The organism is Lacinutrix sp. Bg11-31 (assembly GCF_002831665.1).
In the GTDB taxonomy this organism is placed as follows: Bacteria; Bacteroidota; Bacteroidia; order Flavobacteriales; family Flavobacteriaceae; genus Lacinutrix.
In genome coordinates this window covers 3,073,973-3,100,500 of sequence record NZ_CP025118.1, presented here as the reverse complement: position 1 = coordinate 3,100,500, position 26,528 = coordinate 3,073,973, and the positions used below count along the sequence as shown (strand labels likewise).

Sequence of the window (26,528 nt, the reverse complement as noted above, 5' to 3'; positions counted from 1 at the left end):
GTACTCTCTTTTAAAAATGATAAAAAGCATCCTCTAAATGCTCGATTTTAAACTGCTTGCCCTCTTTTACAATAGCAATAATATCGAAGCGTACTTCTACATCTAATTTGTTTACGGTTACAAACTCATCTGCCGCATTTACCAAACGTTGAATTTGTTTTGGTTTTAAAAAATCTTGAGGATTACCAAATTCTATTGTTGAGCGCGTTTTTACCTCAACAATAGCTAATGTATCTTTTATTTTCGCAATAATATCAACTTCGGCTTTCTGGAATGTATAGTTTCTTTCTAAAATTTTGTAGCCTTTTTTCAACAAGAAATCTACAGCAAGTTGCTCTCCTTTTTTTCCTAATTCGTTATGTTGTGCCATAATTCCTGCGCAGGCAGGAATCTCATCCTACTAACTAAAATTTTATTTATTTATATTCTTCGCTATACTATAAATGACAGCAATCTATTGTTCAAACTTAATTGTTGTCTTTTCTTTTTTTACATTCAATTCAATTGTTCTACCCATAATCATAGCTCGATTATCATCCTCATGTCCTGCTGGCATATTAAAAGCTATTGGAAAATTATAATCTGCTAAAGCATCTAAAATAAGTTGCTCTATACTTGTTCCCCAAAGCGTGGTGTTTTTTCTCATTCTACTCATATCTCCAACAATAACACCTTTACAGTTATCGAAGTAACCAGCACGTTTCATACTTTGCAACATGCGATCGATATGATATTTATACTCACCTATTTCTTCAATAAATAAAATTTTTCCGCTAACATCAATACTTGTATTAGAACCCAACATGGTATGTAAAATAGTCAAGTTTCCGCCAACTAATTGACCAGACGCTATCCCTTGTCTATTATAATCTGAACCTTTTAAAGTGTAGCTAATAGGCTTACCAAAAATTGCAGCTTTAAAAGCGTCTATACTTTCTTTAATTTCAGTTAAATCTTCAGGTAAACTCACGCACATAATGCCATGAATACTTTCTACTCCTTTAGTATGAATCTGGTTATGCAAAGCTGTAATATCACTATAACCAATAACCCATTTTGGTTGTTCTAAAAATTTAGAATAATCTAATTTATCAAGAATTCTAACCGTTCCATAACCTCCTCTTGCACTCCAAATAGCTTTAATACTTGGGTTATCTAATGCTTCTTGAAAATCTTCGCAACGCTCCTGGTCTGTCCCAGCAAAATGGTCATCACTACTAAAAACGTGTTTACCAACAACAACCTTTAATTGCCAGCTTTCTAATAGTTTTTTTGCTCGCGCAACTTCATCTGCTCTGTTTTTTAAAACACCAGATGGTGCAACAATAGAAACAGTATCTCCTGCTTTTAAATAAGGTGGTTGTATCAATTTTGAAGGTGTTTTAATGATTGTATTATCTTGAGCTGAAGCATTAATGTTTCCGAAGAAAAATAACACGGTAATAATTAATATTTTTTTTATCATAATGTAAATGTAACCGATATTTTACAAAAATAAAATGAAGTATTTATTAAAAAAAGAAAAAGCATTAGCCACCTAATATTAAATAAGAGTAATGTTTCACCACTTTTCTACTCAAATCTATTAAAAAAACACTCCTTTTTATCAAATCCAAGGTGAAGAATTCAGTTTTAAAAAAGGTAATGATTATTTTTGTTGTTAAATTACAAGAATTCATGTCGAAAGATCCTAAAAGATATACAATTACTGCTGCTTTACCATACACCAATGGACCAATACATATAGGCCATTTAGCGGGTGTTTATGTGCCTGCAGATATTTACGCGAGATACAAACGTTTAACTGGAAACGATGTTGCTTTTATTTGTGGAAGCGATGAGCATGGTGTGCCAATTACTATTAAAGCAAAAAAAGAAGGTGTTACACCTCAAGAAATTGTAGATAGATATCACGCTATTATTAAGCAATCTTTTTTAGACTTCGGTATTACTTTCGATAACTATTCGCGTACTTCGTCTAAAATTCACCATGATACTGCATCAGAGTTTTTTATGACGCTTTATAATAAAAATGAATTTGTAGAAGAAGTTTCTGAACAATTATACGATGCTGAAGCAAACCAATTTCTAGCAGATAGGTTTGTAGTTGGTACTTGCCCTAAATGTGGAAACGAAGAAAGCTATGGAGACCAATGTGAAAAATGTGGAACGAGCCATAATGCTACAGATTTAATAAACCCTAAATCTGCAATAACAGGAAATGTTCCATCTTTAAAAGCAACAAAACACTGGTTTTTACCATTAAATAAACATGAAGCTTTTTTAAAAGAATGGATTCTTGAAGGCCACAAAAAAGATTGGAAAGCCAACGTTTACGGTCAATGTAAATCTTGGCTAGACGATGGTTTAAGACCAAGAGCAGTAACACGCGATCTTGATTGGGGAATTCCCGTTCCTGTTCCAGGAGGAGAAGGCAAAGTACTATACGTTTGGTTCGATGCTCCAATTGGCTATATTTCTGCAACCAAAGAATGGGCTGCAAGAGAAGGTAAAGATTGGGAACCGTATTGGAAAGATGAAGACACCAAATTAGTGCACTTTATTGGTAAAGATAATATTGTATTTCACTGTATTATTTTTCCAGCAATGCTTAAAGCAGAAGGCTCTTATATATTACCGGACAATGTACCAGCAAACGAGTTTTTAAACTTAGAAGGCAATAAATTGTCAACGTCTAAAAACTGGGCTGTTTGGTTACCAGACTATTTACTAGATTTCCCAAATCAACAAGATGTATTGCGTTATGCATTAACAGCAAATGCACCTGAAACAAAGGATAACGATTTTACTTGGAAAGATTTTCAAGCTAGAAACAATAATGAATTAGTTGCCATTTTTGGAAACTTTATTAATCGTGTAGTTGTTTTAACTAATAAATATTACGATGGTATTGTTCCAACTCCAAGTGAATTCTCTACTATAGATGAAGAAACGCTAGCAACAATTAAAGCTTTTCCAAGTGTTATAGAAAGTTCTTTAGAACGTTACCGTTTTAGAGAAGCCTCTCAAGAATTAATGAATTTAGCTAGACTTGGAAACAAGTATTTAGCAGACGAAGAGCCTTGGAAATTAATAAAAACAGACGAAGCTCGTACAAAAACAATTATGTATGTTGCTTTACAAATAGCATCGGCATTATCAACTTTATGCGAACCGTTTTTACCATTCACATCTACTAAATTAAAAAATATTTTAAATAGTAATGAGAACAAATGGGAAGACATTTCAACTAAAGAAATATTAATTTCTGCTGGACACCAAATAGGAAAAGGCGAATTATTATTCTCTAAAATTGAAGACACCGAAATACAAGCACAATTAGATAAGCTAGAAGCTAGTAAAAAAGCAAACGAAGCAGCGAATAAAGTAGTAGAACCTCAAAAAGACACTATTGCTTTCGACGATTTCACAAAGCTAGACTTAAGAGTTGGTACAATTCTAGAAGCTGAAAAAATGCCAAAAGCTAAAAAACTTTTAGTATTAAAGGTAGACACAGGAATAGATATTAGAACCATTGTTTCTGGAATAGCAGAAAGCTTTACAGCCGAAGAAGTTGTTGGTAAAAAAGTAACTGTTTTGGTTAATTTAGCACCAAGAGCTTTACGTGGTGTAGAAAGTGAAGGTATGATTTTAATGACTGAAAACGCAGACGGGAAATTAGTATTCGTAAATCCAGATGATGCAAATGCTTCTAATGGACTACCAATAAGTTAAAACACTAGATTAAACATAACTACCTGATTAATCGCTTAGTTAAATATTTATTAATTGAGATTATATTAATATTATTCAATTTTATTGACTGTACATTTGTTTTATAAAATTAAAAACTAAACCATGAAAAAAATAATACTATTACTATTCACTGCTACATTCTTATTGTCTTGTGGTAGTTCTAAAGTTGTGAGACAATCTCAAAAAACCATTAAAGGTCAATGGCTTTTAAATAGCATTTCTTATAGCGAATCTGGCAACTATAATGTTATGTTACTTAACGATGCTTCTAAAGAGTGTTTTGAAGGTAGTACTTGGTCTTTTATCCCAAATAACAACACTGGTATTTATACTATAAATAACCAAAACTGTACAACTGGCGAAAGAAACTTTGTATTTACAATACAGCAAATTGACGAACAAACTGGTTTGTATGACTTTTTATTAAAGCCTACCGATGCTAAAAATAAATCTGTAACCAACCAAGGTTTTAGATTAAAACTAGCGCAATTATCTGAGTTTGATATGCAATGGCAACAAACTGTATCTGTAGATGGAAAACCATTTACAATTAGTATGAATTTTTCTAAACAATAATAATCATGAATTTAACTATAAAAAAAATAACAAGTATAGCATTAACTTTAATGTTAGCAATTACATTAACTAACTGTAGTGCTACAAAAAATGCAAATAACAAACAAAAAGGAGGCGTTATTGGCGCAGCTGGTGGAGCCATTTTAGGAGCTATTATTGGTAACAATGTTGGTAAAGGTGGTAACGGAGAATTAGGAGCTGTTATTGGCGGTGTTATTGGTGGTGGTGCTGGTGTTCTTATTGGAAACAAAATGGACAAGCAAGCAGAGAAAATTGAAAACGAAATTCCTGGCGCAAAAGTAGAGCGTATAGAAGATAAAATTGTAGTAACTTTTGACGAAGACAGTGGTGTATATTTTGATACAGCAAAATATAACGTTAATACTGCATCTCAAGCGACTTTAAATAAATTAGTAACTATTTTTAAAGAATATCCAGATACAAACATATTAGTAGTAGGCCATACAGATAGTGTTGGTAGCGAAGAAAACAACATGACGCTTTCTAAAAACAGAGCCAATGCTGTAACAAATTTTATTATTAGCAACGGTATAAGTAATGGTAGATTAACAACAAACTGGTTTGGAGAATTACAACCAACTCACGATAATACTACAGCAGAAGGACGCTCTAAAAACAGACGTGTAAACATTGCTATTTTACCAAATGACAAAATGATTGAGGACGCTAAGAACGAGTCTGGAGAAAACTAAAATTCTTTTGTCTTTTTCTTCGGAATAAACCCAAGATTAAATATATTACAAGACCTTATTTTACTTAAAAAGATAAGGTCTTTTTTATGCTTTTAAAATATATACTATCCCATACTAGCTTACCTGAGTCTTCAGTTAAGAACACTATTAAATTACTTAACGAAGACTGTACAATTCCTTTTATTTCTCGTTATAGAAAAGAAGCTACAGGCAATTTAGACGAAGTTCAAATTGGAGATATTGTAAATAATAATTACATCCAAAATAACAGAAAGTTCCGTAATAATAGTATAATTAATCAAAAACAAACATTTTTATTAATTTAGTAACAAGGGTGTTATTTGAAGTGGAAAAGTGATTTATATTTTCAAATTATTAAAGTAATAATGGACTTATAGTTAAACGATTAAAAAATCATTCAATTCCAATATAAATTCGTAAACCGAAACTAAAAACTAAAATTAATTACGGTAAATTTAGTTTTATTCTTTAAAAATGTTTAATTTTCATCTACTAACAAACACAATTAAACTTATGAAAAAAACTACTTCTTTAAAATTATCCAAAAAACTTGTAAAATACGGTGCTTTAACTGCTGCTATTGTTGGTGTTAATGACATTAACGGACAGTCTGTAATCTATAACGATATTACCGATTTTACTGGTGGGAGTGGAGATACTTTTCTTATTGACATTGATAATAATGGTACTGATGACTTTAATATTAATCATAATGGGTCAAACTTATTTATTACCCCATTAACAGCTAGTAATGATGTTTTAGGTAGTGGTGGAGCTACTTATGCTTATCCATTTGCACTTACTAATGGTACAGCTATCTCTAGTGGTGCTACTGCCTGGTTTAATAATGGTTTTGCTGGTGGTTTTCAATCCTTAAACTATAGTTCTGGTAGTATTGGTAACTGGGATAATACAACTGATGGTTACTTAGGATTAAGATTTAACATTAGTGGTAGTACTCATTATGGTTGGGTACGACTTGATGTTGATGGTACTGGTAACGTATGGACTGTAAAAGATTTAGCATATAGCGATACTGCTAATACAGCACTTAATGCAGGGCAACAAACATTATCTGTAGAGACTCTTGCTTTAGACGAAATTAAAATTGTAGCTCTAGACAAGAGTATAGGATTATATAATTTACCAGAAGCTACTAATTATAGATTAGTTAATATGGAAGGTAAACAAGTTCTAGATGGTACAACTACAGGTTCTAGTTTTGTTGTTGAAGCAAATGCTACAGCTACTGGTCTTTACATTTTAGAATTAACTAATACTAAATCAGTAATTAGAAAGAAAATTGTGCTTTAATTAAAGCACAATTTTCTAAATAATTTAAAAAGCGTTTACACTAGTAAACGCTTTTTTTGTTTTAACTCTTATTTCTATACAATGTTTTATCAACACAAGATTCCATATGTTCTTCATTCATTGCCTTACCAATAAATGAAATCACTTTTTTCACTGTAGTACTGGTGTTATTTAATGCCTCTTTATAATCTACATAAATTAATTCTACACTTGGCTCTTTATCTTTCCAGTGTTCTACTTGTTTTAAGTGTTTTTTATACGTTTCAAATAATTTTACAGGAAAGGTATCTACATCTTTACCTATCATTTTTTGTTGAGATTTAAGTACTTCATTTAAATCTCTATTCATAAAAATAACTTTATAACGATATTTTGGGTCTAGAAATTTAAGTAACGGAGCCACAACTTTAAGTGATTTGTTTTGTGCTTTATCTAACCAACTATTGTCTCTGTGTAAAGTCTTTACAGGTTCAAATTCTAAATATCCCTTTGGGTTAGACTTATCTGCTTTACGATTAGAATCTGTTAAAACTTCAAGTCCGCCTTTATCCAGCATTTGCATCATTAATGAAGTTCCAGATCTTGGTAATCCAGAAACAATTACTATTTGATCTTTTCTGTATTTAAAATTACTTTTATCTTTAAACACAATAGGGTTTTCTAGTGCCTCATTAATGTTTTCAATAGCTTTTTCTGCTCTATGGTGAGTTTTTGGTTTTAATGCTGCTGCTGTTTCGTATGCTTTTTTTGCATTCTCTTTGTCTCCTAATTTCTCAAGAGCTTCTCCAAGCGTATAATGTGCTTCAGGGAAATATTTAATAAGCTCAATGGCTGTGAGTGCATGTTCTGCAGCTTCTTCAAATTGATTCGTTCTAATTAAAGTTACAGCTAATGCTTGGTGATATTTAGCGCTATCAATTTCAAATTTTAACGCATTTTCAAAGGCTTCTTTGGCATTTTCAAAATGGTCTAATCGCATATGGATTTTACCTATTTGAAACCAAACTTCACCATTTGGCTTTTTGTTTTTTGCTTTTGTTAGCAGCTCTAATGCTTTAGCTACTTTATTTTTGCTTAATAAAATTTTTGCTTCAGAGAAATAGGTGTTAATTTTAAATTTTTTATCGCGTGTTCTTAACTCATTAAGATAGCTTTCGGCCTTATCAAATTCTTGCTCTTCTAAGCTAATTGATAATAAATCCATAAAGTATGGAATAACATCAACAGGTTCTTTTTCTTGAATAAGCTCTAATAATATAGGCTTCGCATTTTTATAATCTTTTTTACCTTGATAAACACGTGCTAAATTATGTTTTAAGTCACATTTAGTTTTTAAAATTGAGACTTCTATTTTTTCATCTGGAGCCTCAATATATCCTAAATCAATTAACTGTTGCATTGCTTCTTGATCATTTAATTGATCGTTTTTCTCATGCTTAGAGTTTTCTCCAAAATCACCTTCTATGGTTTCCCAACTATCAATAAATTTAGGAGGTTTTACATCCTCAAAAATATCTAATGCAATTTTACCATCCATATCTTTACCTACAGGAAGATCAAACATATGCAAAATAGTAGGAGTAACATCTACCAACCCTAATCCAAAAACCTTTTCGTTCTTTTTAATATTTGGACCAGCTGCAACAAACATTCCAAATTGTCGATGCTCTAAAGCAGGTGCTGCCTGATATTTTGGCATTTTAAGAATGCGCTTATTTCCAGACTCATAACCATGGTCAGACATTACAATAACAGTGGTATCATTGTCTACCAAATCTAACATTCTGCCTAACATCATATCTTGAAAACGATAAGCACTAAATATACAATCATTATATATTTCGAATAAATCTTGAGGAATTGATGGTAATTTAGGTGGATGAAATTTCATAAACGCATGACAAAAATGATCTATAAAATCATAATATACAGCCATAAAATCCCATTCTGTGGTGCGCATTAAATTTGTGGCCGCATTATGTAATGACACGTTCTCTGCCATAACTTTAGCAAACGTTTGTAATCCTTGATCTTTTTCTTGATCAATTTTTCCTGCCTTTGGGATAAATGGTAATATATGAGCTTCAGTTATTTCTGAAGGATGCACGCGTAAATCATGTAAGTCTTTAACTAAATCATTTGGGTGAATTGTACCTTCAACAATTGGATTTTTGAGGTTTGGGTTTATGTTTACTTTTTGAAACTTATCTGTTACAACAACCCCATTTATAGGTTCTGCGGGAAAACTTGGCCACCAACCTACGAGATTACTCTTTAAACCTTGATTGTGGAAAATATTCCATAATGCTCTAGACTTTCGTGAAGATGCGGTTACAGGTCTTATTCCTTTTAAATCAGGCGCTAGCTCTAAAAAGCCCAAAACACCATGCTTATCTGGTGTTTTTCCTGTAGCGACTGTAGACCATAACATAGGAGAATATGGCGGATTCATGGTAGCCATGTTGCCATAAACACCTTTATCAATTAACTTCTTTAAAGCTGGCATTTGTCCCTTTGCTAATAAAGGACCTATAATTTTCCAATCGGCAGCATCCCAACCTAATAAGAGTACCTTATTCTTCTTTTTCATTCTCTCTTTTTAATTTTGCTTCTTTTTTCACTTTACGCCATGCTCTCAATCCTAGGTCACCTATAGCAAAAAGACCAAGTGATCCTAATTCGGTAACCTCGATAGGCTGTTTTTTCAATTTTTCACTCATATCTTTTGTATTGGCAAGCATAAAAATAGAATAACTACTTTTACCCTTCAATTTTTAAAACCTTAAGAATTTCAATTATACTATCATACCTGCTGCTACAGTTTCGTTAGTGGTATCATCTATAAGAATAATACTTCCTGTTATTCTATTTTCTCTGTAAGAATCAACCATAAGTGGCTTTGTTGTTCTTATTTTAACTTTAGAAATATCATTCATTTTTAACTCTTTATTTTCACTATTACGCTCTAAACTGTTAACGTCTATTTTATAAATAACCTCTTTAATTATTGCTTTTTGAGTATTGGATGTATGTTTTATAGTATACTTAGTTCTTGGCTTTGCAACACTATTATTTAACCAACAAAGCATTACTTCCAAATCTTGTAAAGCTTCTGGTTTATTATTGGAACGAACAATCATATCTCCTCTACTTACATCTATATCATCATCTAATGTTATTGATACTGACATAGGAGCAAAAGCTTCTTTAATAGTCTTATCTATAGTGTTTATTGATTTAATTTTTGATGTAAATCCTGATGGCATTATCGTGACCTCATCACCTATTCTAAGTACTCCACTTGCAATTCTTCCAGCATAGCCACGATAATCTCTAAATTCACTTCTTTGTGGTCTTAGAACTGTTTGCACAGGAAAGCGCGCATCTACCTTATTAATATCGCTACTAATATGCATTGTTTCTAATATATGCAACATTGGAGCGTCTTGATACCAATCCATATTCTTAGATTTATTCACAACATTATCACCTAACAATGCACTGATTGGTATAAAACGTACATCTTTAACTAACATTTTTGAGGATATATCTTCAAACTGAGAGATGATTTTATTAAATATGTCTTCAGAAAAATCTACTAAATCCATCTTATTTACACAAACAATAATGTGTGGTATTTGTAATAATGATGCTATAAAAGCATGTCTTTTAGTTTGCTCTATAACACCATGTCTGGCATCTATTAAAATAGTTGCTACATTAGCCGTTGATGCACCTGTAACCATGTTACGTGTGTATTGAATATGTCCTGGCGTATCTGCTATTATAAATTTACGTTTTGGTGTTGTAAAATACCGATAAGCAACGTCTATAGTTATGCCTTGTTCTCGCTCATCTCTTAAACCATCTGTAAACAAAGCCAAATCTATACCTTCATATCCTTTCTTTTTACTCGTATTTGTTATCGCTTCTAGTTGGTCCTCAAATATTGATTTTGAATCGTAAAGCAAACGACCTATTAAAGTACTCTTTCCACAATCTACACTTCCTGCTGTTGTAAAACGTAGTAATTGATTGTTATCTAACATGATTTTTTTATTGAAATAGGGTCTTATTTTAACTTATGCTATGTTTAATATTCAATTAGAATAGACAAATTTTTAATTTTTAGAAATAACCTTGACGTTTTCTATCTTCCATTGCGGATTCAGATCGCTTGTCATCACTTCTATTTCCACGTTCAGTATTCCTCTTCCCTGCAACTTCTATTGTGATTTTTTCTAATGTATCTGCCTCAGACTCATCTCCACCAGTAATTGTAATATCTCCCAAGGTTCTAAAACGTATTTTTTTTGTAACCACCTCTTCATGTGCTTCTAATCTCAAAAATTTTGAATTTGGAATCCATGTATTTTGTCTCCAAACAACCTCTCTTTCGTGAGCAAAATATAATGATGGTACAGCAAGATTTTCTCTTTTTATATAATTCCAAACATCCATTTCTGTCCAATTACTTATAGGAAATACTCTAAAGTGTTCTCCTTGAAAATGTTTTCCATTAAATATGTTCCATAATTCTGGTCTTTGATTTTTAGGATCCCATTGTCCAAAATCATCACGGTGAGAAAAAAAACGCTCTTTTGCTCTTGATTTTTCTTCATCACGTCTTCCTCCTCCAATAGCACAATCAATGGTATTAGTTTCTATTGCATCCAACAAGGTTGTTATTTGGAGTGCATTACGTGTTGCTTTTTTTCCTTTTTCTTCGACTACACGTCCGCTATCTATAGACTCTTGAACGCATCCTACTATTAATTTTAGTTCTAATTCTTTAATAATATCGTTTCTAAATTGAATCGTTTCTGGAAAATTATGACCAGTGTCAATGTGCATTAGTGGAAATGGAATTTTTGCTGGATAAAAAGCTTTTCTTGCTAAATGAGTTACTAGAATTGAATCTTTACCACCAGAAAATAATATTACCGGATTTTCAAATTGCGCAAATACTTCACGCAAAACAAATATTGCTTCGCTTTCTAATTCGTCTAAATAATTTAAATAGTACTTACTCATTACTATATTTTAATTTTGGTTTAATATATTCTAATATGTACTCAACTGCTTTTTTAACTGTTCCATCTTCTGTTTTAATCTCAATGTCTGGGTTTTCTGGAGCTTCGTATGGCGCAGAAATTCCAGTCATATTCTTTATTTCACCATTTCTTGCTTTTTTATAAAGCCCTTTCACATCTCTTTGCTCACAAATCTCAATACTAGTATTTATATAAATTTCTATATAATTAATTGCTTTAACTATGGTTTTTATATTCTCTCTGTCTTTTTTATAAGGAGAAATAAACGCTGCCAAGACTACTAAACCTGAGTCTACCATTAAATTTGCTGTTTCCGCTATTCGTCTTATGTTTTCTGTTCTGTCCTTAGGAGTAAATGTTAAATCTGTATTTAATCCTTTCCTTACATTATCTCCATCAAGTAGATATGTTTTAATTCCCATTTTATGTAATTCCAATTCAACCAGATTAGCAATTGTAGACTTACCAGAACCCGAAAAACCTGTAAACCATATTAAAAATGAATTATGGTTATTTAGTGCTCTTCTACCCTTTACATCAACTTGATAATTATGTGAAATAATATCAAATTTATTTTTTTCGCCCATTTAAAACTTAATTTATAACATGTTCTTTCTCGTAAGTAATATAATAACATTTTTGTTACTACTTCTGAAAACTTTATTTTTAATCTTGTAATGGTTTACTAGAAATCACAAAAAATAAAATATTGATTATAATTCTATAAGTTATTGTTTTCTAGAAACAAGCAAGAATCTATTTAGAGACCAAAAACCAAGGATTTAATAATTCTTTTTTATTATATAACAATGCTTCGTTTGTTTCTTTAGAAATTACATTTATTCCAACTGCATTACAAATTGCTTGACCTGCAGCTGTATCCCATTCCATAGTTGGAGCAAATCTAGGGTATACATCTGCTTTCCCTTCTGCTACCAAACAGAATTTTAGAGAACTTCCCTTTGAAACCACTTCTACATCTTTTCCTTCTCTTTTAATAATTTCAATAAAATTTAATGTTTCTTGATTCATATGTGAACGACTTGCAACTACTTGAATAGTATTAGACTTTACTATTTTTGGTTGTAATCTAGTTACAGAATTAAAAATATCTTTTATTGAAGAATCATGGGTTTTCAATTCTGCTTTAAAGGCTTCGTTTGTATTTACATGGGCAAAATAAATAGTCTTAGTTACTGGCACATAAATTACACCTAATTCTGGCTTACTATTAGTTACTAACGCAATATTAACCGTAAATTCTCCATTACGTTTAATAAACTCTTTTGTTCCATCAACAGGATCTACAATCCAACATGATTTCCATTTTTTTCTAATCTGGTAATCTGTTTGTTTATTTTCTTCAGAAATTATAGGTATCCCAGTAGATCTAAGAAGGTTAGTAATTATATCATTTGCTCGTTCATCAGCCTCTGTAATTGGAGATTTATCGGTTTTATATTTCACATTTATATTGGAATTATAAACTTCCATAATTACTTTTCCTGCATGTAAGCAGGCTTTAATAGCTAATTCTAGTTGTGCGTTATTCATTTGTATATCCAAAATTAATTATAGTGTAATATTATAAATAAAAGAAATATTAGTTTGTTATTATTCGTTTTAAATTTATTTTACTTCTTTAATTTAAAACTCTTAACAAATTAAACCTAACTCTTAGTTTTAAAATATTTTATTTACTAATACACTTATGAAATTCAAAAACACTTGGTTCGTTCTTTAAAAACATCAACAATTTCTATACTTTTTCTTTTGTCAATATTTAACACAAATAATTTGCTATCTATCCGATTTAGCTAAAATATTTATTTTTAAAAGCAATCTTTATCAAAGATAATTTTTCTTTATTTTATTAAGAAAATGATATATTACAATCTATTTAAAACCATAAAATTTATATTTTTCGCAGCTATTAATTTTGAAATTAATGTGATTAATTATAATTTAATATAAATTCAGCTTTAATGACATTATTATTATCGTACATAGTTTCTAATACTCAACTAGTCGAAACTTCAGTTAAGAACACTATTAAATTACTTAACGAAGACTGTACAATTCCTTTTATTTCTCGTTACAGAAAAGAAGCTACAGGCAATTTAGACGAAGTTCAAATTGGAGATATTGTAAAATACAAAGAACTTTTTGAAGCCTTAGAGAAACGTAAAAAGGCAATTATTAAAGCGTTAGAAGAACAAGCTATTTTAACTGAAGATTTAAAGTTAAAAATTGAAAGCTGCACAGACTTAGTAACTCTTGAAGACCTTTACTTACCATTCAAGAAAAAGCGAAAAACAAAAGCAGAAACTGCAAGAAAAAATGGTTTAGAACCATTGGCTAAAATAATAATGAGCCAAAATGCAAACGACGTAGAGTCTATTGCTTACAAATACGTAAAAGGTGATGTTACCTCTGTTGATGATGCTCTAGAAGGCGCAAGACATATTATTGCAGAATGGATTAACGAGCGTACTGACACTAGAAACAATTTAAGAAACCAATTAGAGCGACATGCTCAAATTTCTACAAAAGTGGTTAAAGCCAAAATTGAAGATGAAAAGGCTCAAAAATTTAGAGATTATTTCGACTGGTCGGAAAGCTTACAACGTATCCCATCCCATAGACTATTAGCTATTTTAAGAGCAGAAAACGAAGGTTTTATAAGAGTGAAAATTGAAATAGATACTATAAAAGCATTAGAGAATATTGATAGAAAAATAATTAGAAGTAAAAATGGATGTGCAGACCAAATAGAACTTGCTATTTCCGATGCTTACAAACGTTTATTATTTCCGTCTTTAAGTAACGAAGCTTTAAGTAATGCTAAAGAAAAAGCAGACGAAGCCGCAATTACAGTTTTCTCTAAAAACTTAAAACAATTACTATTAGGTTCGCCAATAGGAGAAAAACGAGTGTTAGCTATCGATCCAGGTTTTAGAACAGGCTGTAAAGTAGTTTGCTTAGATGCACAAGGCACTTTATTACATAACGACACTATTTATCCGCATCCTCCAAAAAGCGACAGTATTGGAGCTATAAATAAAATAGCATCATTAGTCGAGACTTATAAAATTGAAGCTATCGCTATTGGTAACGGAACAGCATCTCGAGAAACAGAGGCTATTGTTAAAAAAGTTCAGTTTAAAAACGATGTACAAGTATTTATAGTTAGTGAAGCTGGAGCTAGTATTTATTCGGCATCTAAAATTGCAAGAGATGAGTTTCCTGATTACGATGTAACCGTTAGAGGTTCTATTTCTATTGGAAGACGTTTACAAGATCCGTTAGCAGAGCTCGTTAAAATTGATGCTAAATCTATTGGTGTTGGGCAATACCAACACGATGTAGATCAGAATAAATTACAAAAACAACTGGATGTTGTAGTAGAGAATTGTGTAAATGCCGTTGGTGTAAACATTAATACTGCAAGTGTTCCATTATTAAGTTCTGTTTCTGGAATTGGACCCAAATTGGCCGAAAACATCTTTAATTATAGAAATAAAAACGGTGTTTACAAATCTAGAAATGATATTAAAAAAGTACCTCGCTTAGGCGGAAAGGCTTTCGAGCAAGGTGCTGCTTTCCTTAGAATTAAAGAGGCTAAAAATCCTTTAGACGATTCTTCAGTGCACCCTGAAAGCTATAAAATAGTCGAAAAAATGGCTAAAGACGAAGGTGTTACTATTCGAGAATTAATTGGTAACGAGGCCGTTCTTCAGAAAATAAATTTAAAAAAATATTGTACAGAATCTGTTGGATTATTAACGCTTGAAGATATTATTAAAGAACTTAAAAAACCCGGACTCGATATTAGAGAAATGGCTAAAGCGTTTAGTTTTAACCAAGATATTAAATCGATTACCGACTTACATTCCGGACAATTATTACCAGGAATAGTAAATAACATAACTGCTTTTGGTTGTTTTGTAGATGTTGGAATTAAAGAAAGTGGATTGATACACGTCTCTAATCTATCGGATAGTTTTGTAAAAGATGTAAATGAGCATGTGCATTTACACCAACAAATTACTGTAAAAGTTTTGGAAGTAGATGTTACTAGAAAACGAATACAATTGAAGCTACATAAATAATATAAAAAAAGCATCAAACCAATTTAAGGTTGATGCTTTTTTTTGAACTAATATTAAATAGCAATTATGATGCTTTTTTCAAACTTGCATTTATATTACTGTTAATTATACTATTCCAGTTTTCTATTCTACGCATTTCGTAATCTTCGGTATAGCCATCGTCTGTATTAAAAAAGTGTAAGGTTACTTCTTCTTTTTTAAAAGAATGAAATGCAATTTTTAAATCTAGATATTCCAATCTTGTTACCTTATCCTTTCCTGTTTTATAGTTTGTAACTAATTCGCAAGACTTAATCTCGGATAGTTTTAGGTTAAAAACCTTATGATTATCGTTATTAAACTGAATGTAGGTTAACATATTATTGTCTTGAGCAAGGCCAATAAATTTATTGTTCCAAACCTCTTTTAATTTATAATTGAACCCACTTAATTTAGTTGTTTTTTCTGCTTTTTGTTTTGTTTTTGAAGTGCTATTAAGCCCTTTGTAAACGAATATAAGGAATGGTACGAAAACGCTTGACACCACTAGTATTTCTATTAATGTGAATGATAATTTCATTGTTGTAATTTTTTGATTGAAAGTATAGTAAATCAACACCAAATCTTTACGTAAAAGATTAGTATTGCAATAGTTTTAAAAAACTGTTGCGTTTACGTAAACCAATGAAATGGGAAAATAATTTGTTTTGTAGTTAAGCTAACATCAATAAGTTTACTCGTTTTCTCATACACCAAGTAATTCTCTTGCTGTTCTTTGTAAACTGCATTTATTAAACCTAATTGTTTAAAAAATGGAACATTATCTTCTTGAGAAAGGTTGACCGTAAAATCTATTTGAGAATTTACAATTATACCTTGAGTATTAAAACCAGTACTAGTTTGCACTGTGTTTTGCGGCAAGGTGTTTTTTATAGCAATAGTAGTCTCGCTTTCTGTAAAAAAGAAAGTAGACAAGCCCAATAGAAGAGCTATAACTATATACTTAAACTTTGCCATGTTAATACTTAAATTGTAGTACAAAGTTATATTATAATTTGTTAAGGATATGCTAAATTTTTGCATAAAATAATTTAGCTTTATTTTTTTACAACTATGCGTTTTGTTATTTTTTTGTCATTATTTTGAATGATTAAAAGATAAATACCATCCGCAAACTGAGACACATTAATTGTTTTTCCTTTTATATTTGAAAGTAATACTCTTCCATTTAAATCTAAAACTGAAGTTCTAAATTCACTTCCAAAATTAGCATTAATCTTAATAGTTTCTGATGTTGGATTTGGCATTACTTTTATATTATCTGCATTAAAACCTTCAATTGATAATGTAGCACATGTTGGATATGTTCTTCTATCTCTTGATACATTTACCCAACTGTTAAAGAAGTAATTTTGGGTAACCCTTTCGGTTGGGTAAGCAATCTGTATTAAACGTGTAAGTAACTATTGATGCAAAAGCCCATTCTGTACCAAACCACACATCCGTTTCCCAAGTCTCGGGAACATCAATTTGAAATTGAGCGTGACTGCTAAAAGACGAAAAAAATAAGTAAAGCAATAGTGATTTTTTTCATAATATTAATGAATTTAAATTATACCGCTATCAATCAATTACATAAAATTAATAATTAATTAATTGAAAATCAAGTTTTTATGCTATTTTTTTAATTGTTCTAAAAATTGTTGCCTACGATTTCGTGATACTGGAATTTTAGTATTCCCACTTAAAACTACATAACCTTCGTTTAGATATTTCTCTATGTAACTTAAGTTTATTAAGTGTGATTTATGGACGAGGTAAAAATCATTATTCTCAAGCATTTTACTAAAATGCCCAATACTATTAGAACTTAACAATGGTTTACCGTTTCTTAAATGAATTTTGGTATAGCCTGTTTCTCCTTCGCAATGAATAACATCTTCTATTTTAACAAACTCCAAACCTTCTATGCTTGGCACAATTATTTTCTTTTTTTGAAACGTTTGTACTCCTAAGTTTTCTATTAACTGCTTGTTTTTTATTAGTGCCGTTTTCTCTTCAATATTATGTTTTGCATTATTAACAGCTTCCACCAAATCGTTATTATCTACTGGTTTTACTAGATAACCAATAGCACAATGCTTTATGGCTTCTATAGCATAATTATCGAAAGCAGTAGCAAAAATTATTTCGAAATCTGGTTTCTCAAACTGTTTTAAAACATCGAAACCACTTAACTCTGGCATTGCAATATCCATAAAAACTAAATCTGGTTTCAGTTCCTTTATTAAGTCTATACCTTCTTTAGGGTTTTGGGTTTCTGCTATAATTTCTATATCTGGACATAAGCGTTCTAACTTATTTTTTAAAATAGCTATAGCTTTGCGCTCATCGTCTACTAATATGGTTTTAATGGTCATTTTCGGTGTCTTTAAATACTAAAACTACTCTTGTTCCAGTTTGGTTTTCTTCGTGTTCTGAGCGATCTAAAATGGTAAAGTCGATATCCCAATTGTTACTTTCTTTTAATAGAGTTAAACGTTCTTCGAGTACAAAACTAGAATGTTCTGTATGGGTTTGCTTTTTGTTTTTAGACAGCTCACGAGCTTTATTTACACCTATACCATTATCTACCACCTCTACTTTAAAGCTATTATTGTTTATGTAAACAAACTTAAGCTCTAGAGTTCCTTTTCCTTTTTTATGAAATATCCCATGATTTATAGCATTCTCTAAAATAGGCTGTAAAATCATTGGAGGTAAAAGTAAATATTCGGTATCCAATTTTAAATCGACGTCAACGGTGTACTCTAGGCTATCTTCGAACCGTAATTTTTCAATTTCGAGATAGTTGTTTAATAATTTTAATTCGTTCTCTAAAGAGATATTTTGTTTTCTTGAATACTCGAAAAACAATCGCATTAATTTTGAAAATTTAGCGAGATAATCTTCACTTTTTTCTACCTCATTTAACTGAATATAATATTGAATTGCATTAAGCGAATTATGAACAAAATGCGGATTCATTTGTGCTCGTAAAGCATTTAATTCTAGATTATGTTGCCGTTTTTGATTCTTAAGTTTAGTTTCTAATTGTTCTTGTAGCAGTTCATTTTTTCGGTTATTGAAAGTTATAAATAGGAATACAACTGCACCAATTACAAGTAGTGCAATTGCAAAAAGAATAAACAATACTGAATCTAAATCTTTACTCATCTATTTTAAATTTACTAACAACAAAACTATAACAATAACATCCATATAAAATTACATTTAATATTAGTATTGCAGATTGGTATTCCACAGTATTAGCTTTAATAATGGACATGAGTAAATGCAATGGCAAAAAGCCAATATAAAAAACTAATAGTCCTACGACTATCCAAAATCTCTGTGACTTATAATAGTTAACGACCTTATTATCCTTAATTAACTCCGTAAAACATAATACCGAACAAATTAAAATTACTATAGTTTCAATGGTTAGTAAATAAGTGAAGAAATCATCATAAAAGTGTAAGAATACTAAAGAAAGTATCGTTGAAAAACTAAATAAAACAACAAGCAGTTTAATTAGTTTTTTATTATTAATAATTTTATTAAACCAGTATAAATAAAAGTACCCTAAAACTATTATTAGGATATTATATAAAAAATTAATTCTATACTCTAAACACATACTAAGTAATAATGCTCCTTGATCTATTATGGTAGAAAATATTATTAAAAACAAAAAATAGCGTTGATTAGTGTTTTTGTAACTATCCCAATAATTAACAGCAAAAATAAGTGCCGTTAATTGAACAATAATAAGTGCTATTTTAAAATAAATCATCATTTTAGTTTCCTCCAGATGTATGTTCGAAAGCTGGCATTCCGCTATTTCCGAAATTCAATCTATCTATCCCAACTGTGTTTTGATCATCTTCAGCACCTCTTACACCTTCTCTATAAGTTGGTGCAAAAAACACTGTTGTCTTTACATTACCATCTTCTTTCGCTGCAAAATATACTCTTAAACCTAAGTTTTCATAACCTAATTCTGTAGATTTTGTTTTTACATAATTAATATAGTTTTCAAGGTTTTCTAAATCGAACCATACTTCTCGATTCTCTCCACCAACTGGAATATTCGCAGCAGCCAACTGTTGCTTACGTATTTCTAGTTGCATAATTGCATCTTGATTATCCAAATCATTATTTAACACTTGCAATAAGACATTGTTTTTAAGCATTTCTTTCTTTTTAAAAGTTTCTTCTTTTAATTCTGCTTCAACTTGTGTTATTAATCCGGTTGGATCTTCGTAATTACAATCGCTATTCTTATTTGCTTCACATTCTTTAAAAAGTAATACTGCCAGTGCAATACATATTATAAAAAGTGATTTTGATGCTAGATTTTTCATTTTAATATTAGTTTAATTAATAGTTAGAATACTAAGGTAAGATTTTACATGTTAATACAGTATCTAGTTTTCTTGTTAGTTATTTCTAGAGTCTTGAATCATTTTTTCGTTAGGCTTAATTGTAATGTTTACACGTCTGTTTTTTTCTCTTCCATAAGAAGATGAATTATCGTAAACAGGTTGCGTTTCTCCAAACCAACTTGTTGTAATTCTACCTCTATCTATTCCTTTATTATAATCTAAATAACGCGTTACAGAATTGGCACGTTCTTGTGAAAGTTTTAAATTTGAAGCTGCAGAACCTACATTGTCTGTATGGCCTTCTACAAAAATATAAGTGTCTGGATATTCTTTAATAACTCTTGCTAACTTATCTAGTGTTTCTTGCGATTTTACATTTAAAAACTTGTCTGCAGTTGCAAAATAAACACCACTATTCTCATCGAAAGTTATAATTATGTTATCTTCAATACGCTCTACTTTTGCACCTGGAATTTCCGATTCTATTTGTTGCGCTTGCTTATCCATTCTATTTCCTAAAAGCAAACCGATTCCTGTACCTAAAACACCACCAATTAAGGCGCCTTCGGTTCCCTTTCCTCCTTTACCTAAATTATTTCCCAGAACACCACCAAGCACAGCTCCTCCTGCGGCTCCAATTACCGATCCTTTTTGTTTGTTATTTGCATTTTTAGTAGCGTTGCAACTAGAAAAATTGATTGTTATTACTAGCATTATTAATGCTACTGTTATTTTGTTTAGTATTGTTTTCATCTCTATATATTTTTTAATTTACATGCTATTTTCTATTAACCATTTCTTTTAAATGACTAACTTTTTAGCGTGCTCATTTAATTTGTTTATTGTTTTGTAAAATTCATATTAAGCGTAAATGGTTTTCCATCTACACTAACAGTTTGTTGCCATTGCATGTTGGTTTCAGATAGTTGTGTAAGTTTTATTCTAAAACCATGATTGGTTTCGCTTTTACGCTTATTATTCGTTGGTTTTAAGAGAAAGTTATAAAGCCCAGTTGTTGGATCTATTTCTTTAATTGTGAAAATAAAAAACCTTTGTAGGTTATCACAATTTCCAGAACTTAAGCTATAATTACCCGAATTGTTATTTGGTATAAACTGCCAGTTACTACCTTCAAAACAGTCTTGATTTGCATCGTTTAATAAAGAAATATTATAATCTCCTTTTTCATTATGCGTGACCTGGTTAAGTACCCAATTTCCTTTTATTACTCTTTTAGATTGTCTTTCTGTTTTTGTGCTTCCGCAGGAAAAAACGATTAATACTAGAAGGCAAAGTGTTATTATGTTTTTCATTGTTTTTATTTTAAGAAACTCAAAATTAATCTTGAGTTCTATTAGACTAATTATTACAGCTATAAAATTCTACTAATTGGACAGAATTATTTGCAATATTTACTGTTTCTGTTGTAATTGTTTGATTCCAACCGGTTTGATTAACAATTTGTATTGTATAAGTCCCGTCTGGTAAGCCTGAAAAGAAAAGGTTTCCATTAATATCTGTTGTTCCTGTTCTAATTAATGAACCTGTACTGTCTAACAAACTAAAACTCCAAGAATCTCCAAATGCATCTGTACTATTATTAAATACTCTATCGCAATCTTGTTCTAGAATGTTTAGCACACTAATAGTATTATTTTCGCAACAACCTAAAGTATTATTAGAAATAGCTTCATCTCCATTAGTGGTTGTCATGTTTCCTAAAAAAGAAAAACCTAAAATAATTGCTCCAGTGTTTACTAATTCGCCTCTAATACTATAACTACCAACCGATAAAGGTAAATTAGTAGCTGTCCATGTTTGAATTCCTGTATTTGGACTCCAAACATAAGTTGTACTAGTACTAATAAGACTAAATGGTTCATTTTTAATTAATTCAAAACGGACTTGGTCGTCGCCTTTAAAAGTAAAATTAAAATCTACATTTGTATCTTCTAAAACACAAAATGAACGTTCAAAAACATAAGGTACTTGTGTTCCATTTCCATTAATTGCATTATTACAACCAAAACTTCCATTTGGTCCTAAGTCGAAAGGTGCCAATGTTGCTGCTCCAGATTGATTTACCCAAGCATTTGGGGCTTGACCAAAATTCATCGAGTAAGTTTCTCCTGTAAAAGTTCCAACTGCACTACTGGTACAAGGGTTTCCTGGTGATCCTTGATAAAGTGGTGGTTGATTTATTATTTTCCAAAATGGATCTACTGCTCCAAAAGCAGCCGCAATAACATTTCCATTTGCATCTATTCCTGTAGATAAGTTTAAATCTGCTTCTAATGCGCATCCTGGAGGTATTACTTGATTTATAATATCATCATACTCACAACCTTCATCACTACACGAAAAAGATATTGAGAATACTAGTGTTATTACTATTAATTTTAGTCCTGCGAAAAACAGAGATTTTAAATCCTGATTTTTCAATATTATATTTTTTGTGTTCATTTTTGTTATATTTATTTTATTTGAAAAAATGTGTTCGCTACTTAAGTCTGTAATTAAGATTAATCATGATTTTAAGCTCGGTTCATTTTTGTTATATTTATTTTATTTTAAAAAATAAGCCAAGACTTCATTAAGAATATGAAATAAGTCCGCCTTGGCTTGGCATTGATTAATAGCCTCTTTTATACTTTTAAGTTATTGAGGACAGATAACTTTAAATTCTGTTCTACGGTTTATTGTGTGCTCGTTTTCTGCACATGTTGCACCATCTGCACATTGGTTTAATAATTCTGTCTCTCCTGCTCCACGTGCAATTAAACGCGCTCTAGAGATTCCTTTTGTCATTAAATAATTTATGGTAGATTCTGCTCTCTTTTGAGATAGCGTTTGGTTATAAGGGTTGCTTCCACGAGAATCTGTATGAGAAGACATTTCTACACTTATTGTTGGGTTATCTTGCATTAGTTTTACAACGTAATCTAAGTCTGGACGTGCAGCTGGAAGAATATCCCATTTGTCTAAGTTGAAAATAATATTATCTAACTTAATCGCTTGACCACATGGGTTTACACACATTTCGAAATCTATAAATAGTGACTTATTTCTATCGTAATCATTTGTAGTTATTGAAACTTCATTAGAGAAATATCCGTTTTTATTTCCTTTTAATAAAAATATTGAAGCTTGTTTTAGATGAAAAATAAAATCGCCTTTAGCATCAGATAGTGTGTTTTTTTGTCCAGGATTAACAGTGTTTTTTAATACTACATCTACACCTTGAATACCTTTATCTGTATTACATTCTACCACATTTCCTTTTAATACGAAGTTTAAATCGCCATACTCAATTACCTTTTGTATACTATTACCATCTTTTTTACAAGCTTTAAACTCGTCTTTAGTAATTGATGTTTCTTCTAATGAAACATCGTATAATTTTCCTTTTACAATATAATCTGCTTCGGCTACATCGTTAAAAACGACTACTCCATAAGAGTTTGTTATACCAGATTGCACAATATTTCCGTTTAAATCTGTTAATACAACATCTGTAAGTGGTAATGTTTCACTTGTATATTTGTCTCTTGCTGTAACTGTTACTCCACAACCACAAGTTGCGCAACATCTTGGCATATGGTCTTCACCACAAACTTCGCAAACATCTTCCTTCACCTTTTTACTAAATTTATAAGTAATTCCTGCAAATACTCCTACTGAAGAAATATCGCAATCGCATGGTTTTTCTCTAAGTTGAGCGTTGTTAAAATCTAGATCGCTTGATGGTCCTCCATTTGCTGAATTTCCATCAACTATTGGGATATATCCAGCCGAAACACCCAATGGAGTATCAAATAATTCTTTTGCTCCAAAGTGACGCATGTAATATGCTCCAGCGTTTATCCCAAAATTATCGCTTAAAAAATAAGTAAAACGGACTTGACCTTTAAAAGTGAATACACCAGAGTCTTTATATCCAGCGTGAAAATTTAACGGAATTACAGGTGTTGTACTTTGTAGATAAGTTCTACCTCCTTTTATTGAAGCTATTCCAAAGCGTGTGTTAATTTCGGTTTTAAATTTCCTAGAATTACTTCTAAACTGGACATTTGGTCCTATACCAAAAAATAGTCTTGAAATATTGTCCTCGGTTAAATTAAAATTGGTCAATAATGTAGGCCCACTTGGATCGTACAAATTATCTGTTGGATACGTGCTTTCTGGTTTATTTTTAATGTAATCGAAGTCGAAACCCAAACCAAAGGTGTTCCAGTAATAGTCTAAAGAGAGACCTAAATCTAATCCACCTTTATAATCAATATATGGTGTGTTGTTATTGTACGATGGGAAATCGTAACCTATTCTAGGCGATAGTTGAAAATAATTTGTTTCATTTTCTAATTGTTGTGCGTTAGAAGTAAACGACAAAGCGCATACTAATGCAACAACAAATAGCTTAATCGTGTTTTTTAAATTGTTCATCATTTTAGTTTTAATTTGTTTCTATAGTTTTAGATAATAATAGCTGCCGTTTTGTTACCCTCTTTTACTAATTAATTTTAAAGAGCATTGTATTAAGCATTTTCACACAGCAAATATTAGGTAAACATCTAAATGAACATAGCATCATTATATCACAAGCATTTTTGAATCCATTATCGGTAATCTTGGGTATATAAACTAAAAAAGCCCACTCGATGAGTGGGCTTGTATTATAAAACTAAATTGGGTTTATATTGCTTGAAGAAGAATTAATCCCATTCCAAGGCAAATAAAAGGGAGTGCTATAAGCATAGACATATGAAACTTACGCGATTTCTTTTTATTAAGCTTTGCATTCATAACTTTTCTAGTATTGCCATTATAGCTAATCCAGTTTTTAAAATGAATAGCTATTGCTAGCATTACAAAAAGTGTCCAAGCTTTATCGCTAGACATAGAATCTACATGTAACTTACTTAAAAAGGCAGCAAAAAAACAACCTAACAAAAAGGCTAATGCAATTTGCAATGCTGAAATGTAAAACAAGGCAATAGTATTTGCCTTTTGCTTATAACTCTGTTTATAACGAGAGAATAAAAAATAAAATATTTGATCGAAAACTGTCATGTGATAAAAGTAAAAAACCTGACAGTAAAAACTATCAGGTTTTAATATAATATTTAAAGAATATAGATTACATTTCTGCTAATACAGAGAAATTATCTACTTGGTATGCACCATCTAATGTTGTATCATTACCTGAACCTGTATACTTAAAAGCAACATGTAATGTTCCTGAATAAGACGACAAGTCTATTAAACCAGAACTAACAAACTGGTACCAAGATGTTGATGAAGAAGGTAAACTAGCTGAAACTGGCTCCCATGTTGCACCTAAAACATCTGTACCATCGAAATCTGTAGATACAAATATCTCTAATGTATTATCATCTGTATCTAAGTGATGTTGAGCTGCTTCAAAACTTACAAACTCTACATCTTGAGCGTCTACATTAATTCCTGGAGATACCATCCAAGCAATGTTACTATCGTCGTTAGAACCATAACCGCTTAACTCTGCATATCCATTACCTTGGTATGTTTTTTCTCTCCATACTCTAGATCCTGCCTCAGCAAAATTTGCCCATCCTGCAATGTCTAAATCTGTATTATTAGTAGCAGTATCAAAATCTTCACCCATAATTTCCGTGAAATTTGCAATATCTAAAACAGAACAACGAGAGTTATTAAACATTACATCGTCTGTAGAGTTTAAAGCTAAAAGTGTTGTATCTCCTGTGTAGTTTTTTGTAATTACACCTGCTATAGAACCATTTGAAGTTGGCAACATTTCATTTTTAAAAGTTGAAAAAGCACTAGTTTCTAAAATAAATTCTGAATAATCAAAACCGCTACAAGCTTGTAAAGTTCTTTGTGTATCGTAATCTTGAGAAGGATCGAAATAACGTAATCCTGCTAAATTATCTGAAAACTCTACATTATCAAACTGTACATAAACACCAATAAGTGATCCCGTTACATCAGAAAAAGAAATATTTAATGGTACAAGAACCTCTGTATTTGGTGATCTTAACATTTTAGTACTTTCTTGGCTATTTGTAATTGCAGTTACAGTTGTACCATATTGGTCTGTTTCTGTTCCTCCACCAATAGTTGTAACACCGTTACCAACTCTTGTTTCTCCAATAAACAAATCTTTTAATTTAATATAAACCTCACGTCCTTTATTAAACTTATTATAAGTATCTGTTGTGCTCGTTGTTATTTGTAACCCGTTAGTTGGGTTTTCTGGAGCATCTTGAATATAAAACTCCTTAAAGAAGTTTCCAGTAGCATCAGAAGAACTTACATATCCTTTTACTACGATATCTGTATCTACTTCAAATGGTTCTGTAGAATTATACATCATTTTAACCTCAGCTATAGATACTACTTGAACAGTACCTGCTTCAATTTGACCTAGTAAAGTATTTAATGCCGCATTCTCTTCAGTTCCTTGAGTTTGTGGTACTGAATAATCGTCGTCTTCTACACAAGATGTTACAGCTATTAAAGCCATAAAACTAAGTGCTAATGTTATTAATTTATTCGTTTTCATAATTGTAATGTTAA

At 31.0% G+C, this 26,528-nt stretch carries 26 protein-coding genes and 1 pseudogene; 6 read left to right on the top strand and 21 right to left on the bottom strand.

All coding sequences use genetic code 11. From position 1 onward, the window contains the following. Window positions 1-10 precede the first annotated feature (10 nt). The gene (locus CW733_RS13900; RefSeq protein ID WP_100997755.1) at window positions 11-370 is read right to left on the bottom strand and encodes a YraN family protein; all 360 of its coding nucleotides are present in this window, start codon (window positions 368-370) and stop codon (window positions 11-13) included. Between the two features lie 84 nt (window positions 371-454). Continuing rightward, window positions 455-1,465: an LD-carboxypeptidase gene (locus CW733_RS13895; RefSeq protein ID WP_100997754.1), complete on the bottom strand. Its 1,011-nt coding sequence runs from the start codon at window positions 1,463-1,465 to the stop codon at window positions 455-457. A gap of 179 nt (window positions 1,466-1,644) precedes the next feature. Between CW733_RS13895 and metG the strand changes: the two genes are divergently transcribed. The 5 genes and pseudogenes from metG to CW733_RS13870 all read left to right on the top strand — a co-directional run bounded on the left by metG (window position 1,645) and on the right by CW733_RS13870 (window position 6,380). Next, window positions 1,645-3,735, top strand: a complete 2,091-nt coding sequence (gene metG / locus CW733_RS13890) for a methionine--tRNA ligase (RefSeq protein ID WP_369806613.1) — start codon at window positions 1,645-1,647, stop codon at window positions 3,733-3,735. Window positions 3,736-3,858: 123 nt separating this feature from the next. Then, window positions 3,859-4,332 (top strand): lipocalin family protein, encoded by a 474-nt coding sequence (locus CW733_RS13885; protein WP_100997753.1) that lies wholly within the window; start codon window positions 3,859-3,861, stop codon window positions 4,330-4,332. A gap of 5 nt (window positions 4,333-4,337) precedes the next feature. Further along, complete coding sequence (locus CW733_RS13880) at window positions 4,338-5,045, top strand: OmpA family protein (RefSeq protein ID WP_100997752.1); 708 nt, start codon at window positions 4,338-4,340, stop codon at window positions 5,043-5,045. Window positions 5,046-5,131: 86 nt separating this feature from the next. Next, window positions 5,132-5,290: pseudogene (locus tag CW733_RS13875) on the top strand (Tex-like N-terminal domain-containing protein); the annotation flags it as partial. A 289-nt stretch (window positions 5,291-5,579) separates the two neighbouring features. Further along, window positions 5,580-6,380 carry a T9SS type A sorting domain-containing protein gene (locus tag CW733_RS13870; protein WP_157811584.1) on the top strand — a complete coding sequence of 267 codons (801 nt, stop codon included), beginning with the start codon at window positions 5,580-5,582 and terminating at the stop codon, window positions 6,378-6,380. Between the two features lie 61 nt (window positions 6,381-6,441). Here the strand turns inward: CW733_RS13870 and CW733_RS13865 are convergent, their stop codons facing one another. From CW733_RS13865 to cysQ, 6 genes are all read right to left on the bottom strand, one after another. Further along, window positions 6,442-8,970, bottom strand: coding sequence for an alkaline phosphatase family protein (locus tag CW733_RS13865; protein WP_100997749.1), 2,529 nt, complete (start codon window positions 8,968-8,970; stop codon window positions 6,442-6,444). Further along, a complete protein-coding gene (locus CW733_RS16465) occupies window positions 8,954-9,151 on the bottom strand; it encodes a hypothetical protein (protein ID WP_157811583.1) in 198 nt (65 codons plus the stop codon). Before CW733_RS16465 ends, CW733_RS13865 begins: the two co-directional genes overlap by 17 nt. 24 nt (window positions 9,152-9,175) lie before the next feature. Then, the gene (locus CW733_RS13860) at window positions 9,176-10,432 is read right to left on the bottom strand and encodes a sulfate adenylyltransferase subunit 1 (protein ID WP_232730429.1); all 1,257 of its coding nucleotides are present in this window, start codon (window positions 10,430-10,432) and stop codon (window positions 9,176-9,178) included. Between the two features lie 76 nt (window positions 10,433-10,508). Then, the gene (gene cysD, locus CW733_RS13855; RefSeq protein ID WP_100997747.1) at window positions 10,509-11,414 is read right to left on the bottom strand and encodes a sulfate adenylyltransferase subunit CysD; all 906 of its coding nucleotides are present in this window, start codon (window positions 11,412-11,414) and stop codon (window positions 10,509-10,511) included. Further along, window positions 11,407-12,021, bottom strand: a complete 615-nt coding sequence (gene cysC / locus CW733_RS13850; protein WP_100997746.1) for an adenylyl-sulfate kinase — start codon at window positions 12,019-12,021, stop codon at window positions 11,407-11,409. The genes cysD and cysC overlap by 8 nt, the downstream gene beginning before the upstream one ends. Before the next feature lie 169 nt (window positions 12,022-12,190). Beyond that, entirely contained in the window at window positions 12,191-12,988 is a 798-nt protein-coding gene (cysQ, locus tag CW733_RS13845; RefSeq protein WP_100997745.1) for a 3'(2'),5'-bisphosphate nucleotidase CysQ, read from the bottom strand. Window positions 12,989-13,419: 431 nt separating this feature from the next. Here cysQ and CW733_RS13840 point away from each other — a divergent pair, with 431 nt between their 5' ends. Next, complete coding sequence (locus CW733_RS13840) at window positions 13,420-15,546, top strand: Tex family protein (RefSeq protein WP_100997744.1); 2,127 nt, start codon at window positions 13,420-13,422, stop codon at window positions 15,544-15,546. A gap of 64 nt (window positions 15,547-15,610) precedes the next feature. Here CW733_RS13840 and CW733_RS13835 read toward each other — a convergent pair whose 3' ends face one another. From CW733_RS13835 to CW733_RS13775, 13 genes are all read right to left on the bottom strand, one after another. Next, entirely contained in the window at window positions 15,611-16,105 is a 495-nt protein-coding gene (locus CW733_RS13835) for a hypothetical protein (protein WP_100997743.1), read from the bottom strand. A gap of 92 nt (window positions 16,106-16,197) precedes the next feature. After that, window positions 16,198-16,542, bottom strand: a complete 345-nt coding sequence (locus CW733_RS13830; protein ID WP_100997742.1) for a hypothetical protein — start codon at window positions 16,540-16,542, stop codon at window positions 16,198-16,200. Window positions 16,543-16,622: 80 nt separating this feature from the next. Next, on the bottom strand, window positions 16,623-16,832 hold the full coding sequence (locus tag CW733_RS13825) for a T9SS type A sorting domain-containing protein (RefSeq protein WP_100997741.1): 210 nt from the start codon (window positions 16,830-16,832) through the stop codon (window positions 16,623-16,625). Window positions 16,833-16,923: 91 nt separating this feature from the next. Beyond that, window positions 16,924-17,103 (bottom strand): hypothetical protein, encoded by a 180-nt coding sequence (locus CW733_RS16460; protein ID WP_157811582.1) that lies wholly within the window; start codon window positions 17,101-17,103, stop codon window positions 16,924-16,926. A 98-nt stretch (window positions 17,104-17,201) separates the two neighbouring features. Continuing rightward, a complete protein-coding gene (locus CW733_RS13820) occupies window positions 17,202-17,945 on the bottom strand; it encodes a LytTR family DNA-binding domain-containing protein (protein WP_100997740.1) in 744 nt (247 codons plus the stop codon). Further along, a complete protein-coding gene (locus CW733_RS13815; protein WP_100997739.1) occupies window positions 17,935-18,741 on the bottom strand; it encodes a sensor histidine kinase in 807 nt (268 codons plus the stop codon). The genes CW733_RS13820 and CW733_RS13815 overlap by 11 nt, the downstream gene beginning before the upstream one ends. Window positions 18,742-19,364: 623 nt before the next feature. Beyond that, window positions 19,365-19,931 carry a hypothetical protein gene (locus tag CW733_RS13805; protein WP_100997737.1) on the bottom strand — a complete coding sequence of 189 codons (567 nt, stop codon included), beginning with the start codon at window positions 19,929-19,931 and terminating at the stop codon, window positions 19,365-19,367. Between the two features lie 75 nt (window positions 19,932-20,006). Continuing rightward, a complete protein-coding gene (locus CW733_RS13800) occupies window positions 20,007-20,705 on the bottom strand; it encodes an OmpA family protein (protein WP_100997736.1) in 699 nt (232 codons plus the stop codon). An 86-nt stretch (window positions 20,706-20,791) separates the two neighbouring features. Continuing rightward, on the bottom strand, window positions 20,792-21,265 hold the full coding sequence (locus CW733_RS13795; RefSeq protein ID WP_100997735.1) for a lipocalin family protein: 474 nt from the start codon (window positions 21,263-21,265) through the stop codon (window positions 20,792-20,794). Window positions 21,266-21,311: 46 nt separating this feature from the next. Next, on the bottom strand, window positions 21,312-22,394 hold the full coding sequence (locus tag CW733_RS13790; protein WP_157811581.1) for a SpaA isopeptide-forming pilin-related protein: 1,083 nt from the start codon (window positions 22,392-22,394) through the stop codon (window positions 21,312-21,314). A gap of 216 nt (window positions 22,395-22,610) precedes the next feature. Next, a complete protein-coding gene (locus CW733_RS13785; RefSeq protein ID WP_100997733.1) occupies window positions 22,611-24,398 on the bottom strand; it encodes an OmpA family protein in 1,788 nt (595 codons plus the stop codon). Window positions 24,399-24,644: 246 nt separating this feature from the next. Continuing rightward, entirely contained in the window at window positions 24,645-25,022 is a 378-nt protein-coding gene (locus CW733_RS13780) for a hypothetical protein (protein ID WP_100997732.1), read from the bottom strand. 67 nt (window positions 25,023-25,089) lie between these two features. Continuing rightward, window positions 25,090-26,514: a DUF5689 domain-containing protein gene (locus tag CW733_RS13775; protein WP_100997731.1), complete on the bottom strand. Its 1,425-nt coding sequence runs from the start codon at window positions 26,512-26,514 to the stop codon at window positions 25,090-25,092. Between the last annotated feature and the right edge of the window lie 14 nt (window positions 26,515-26,528).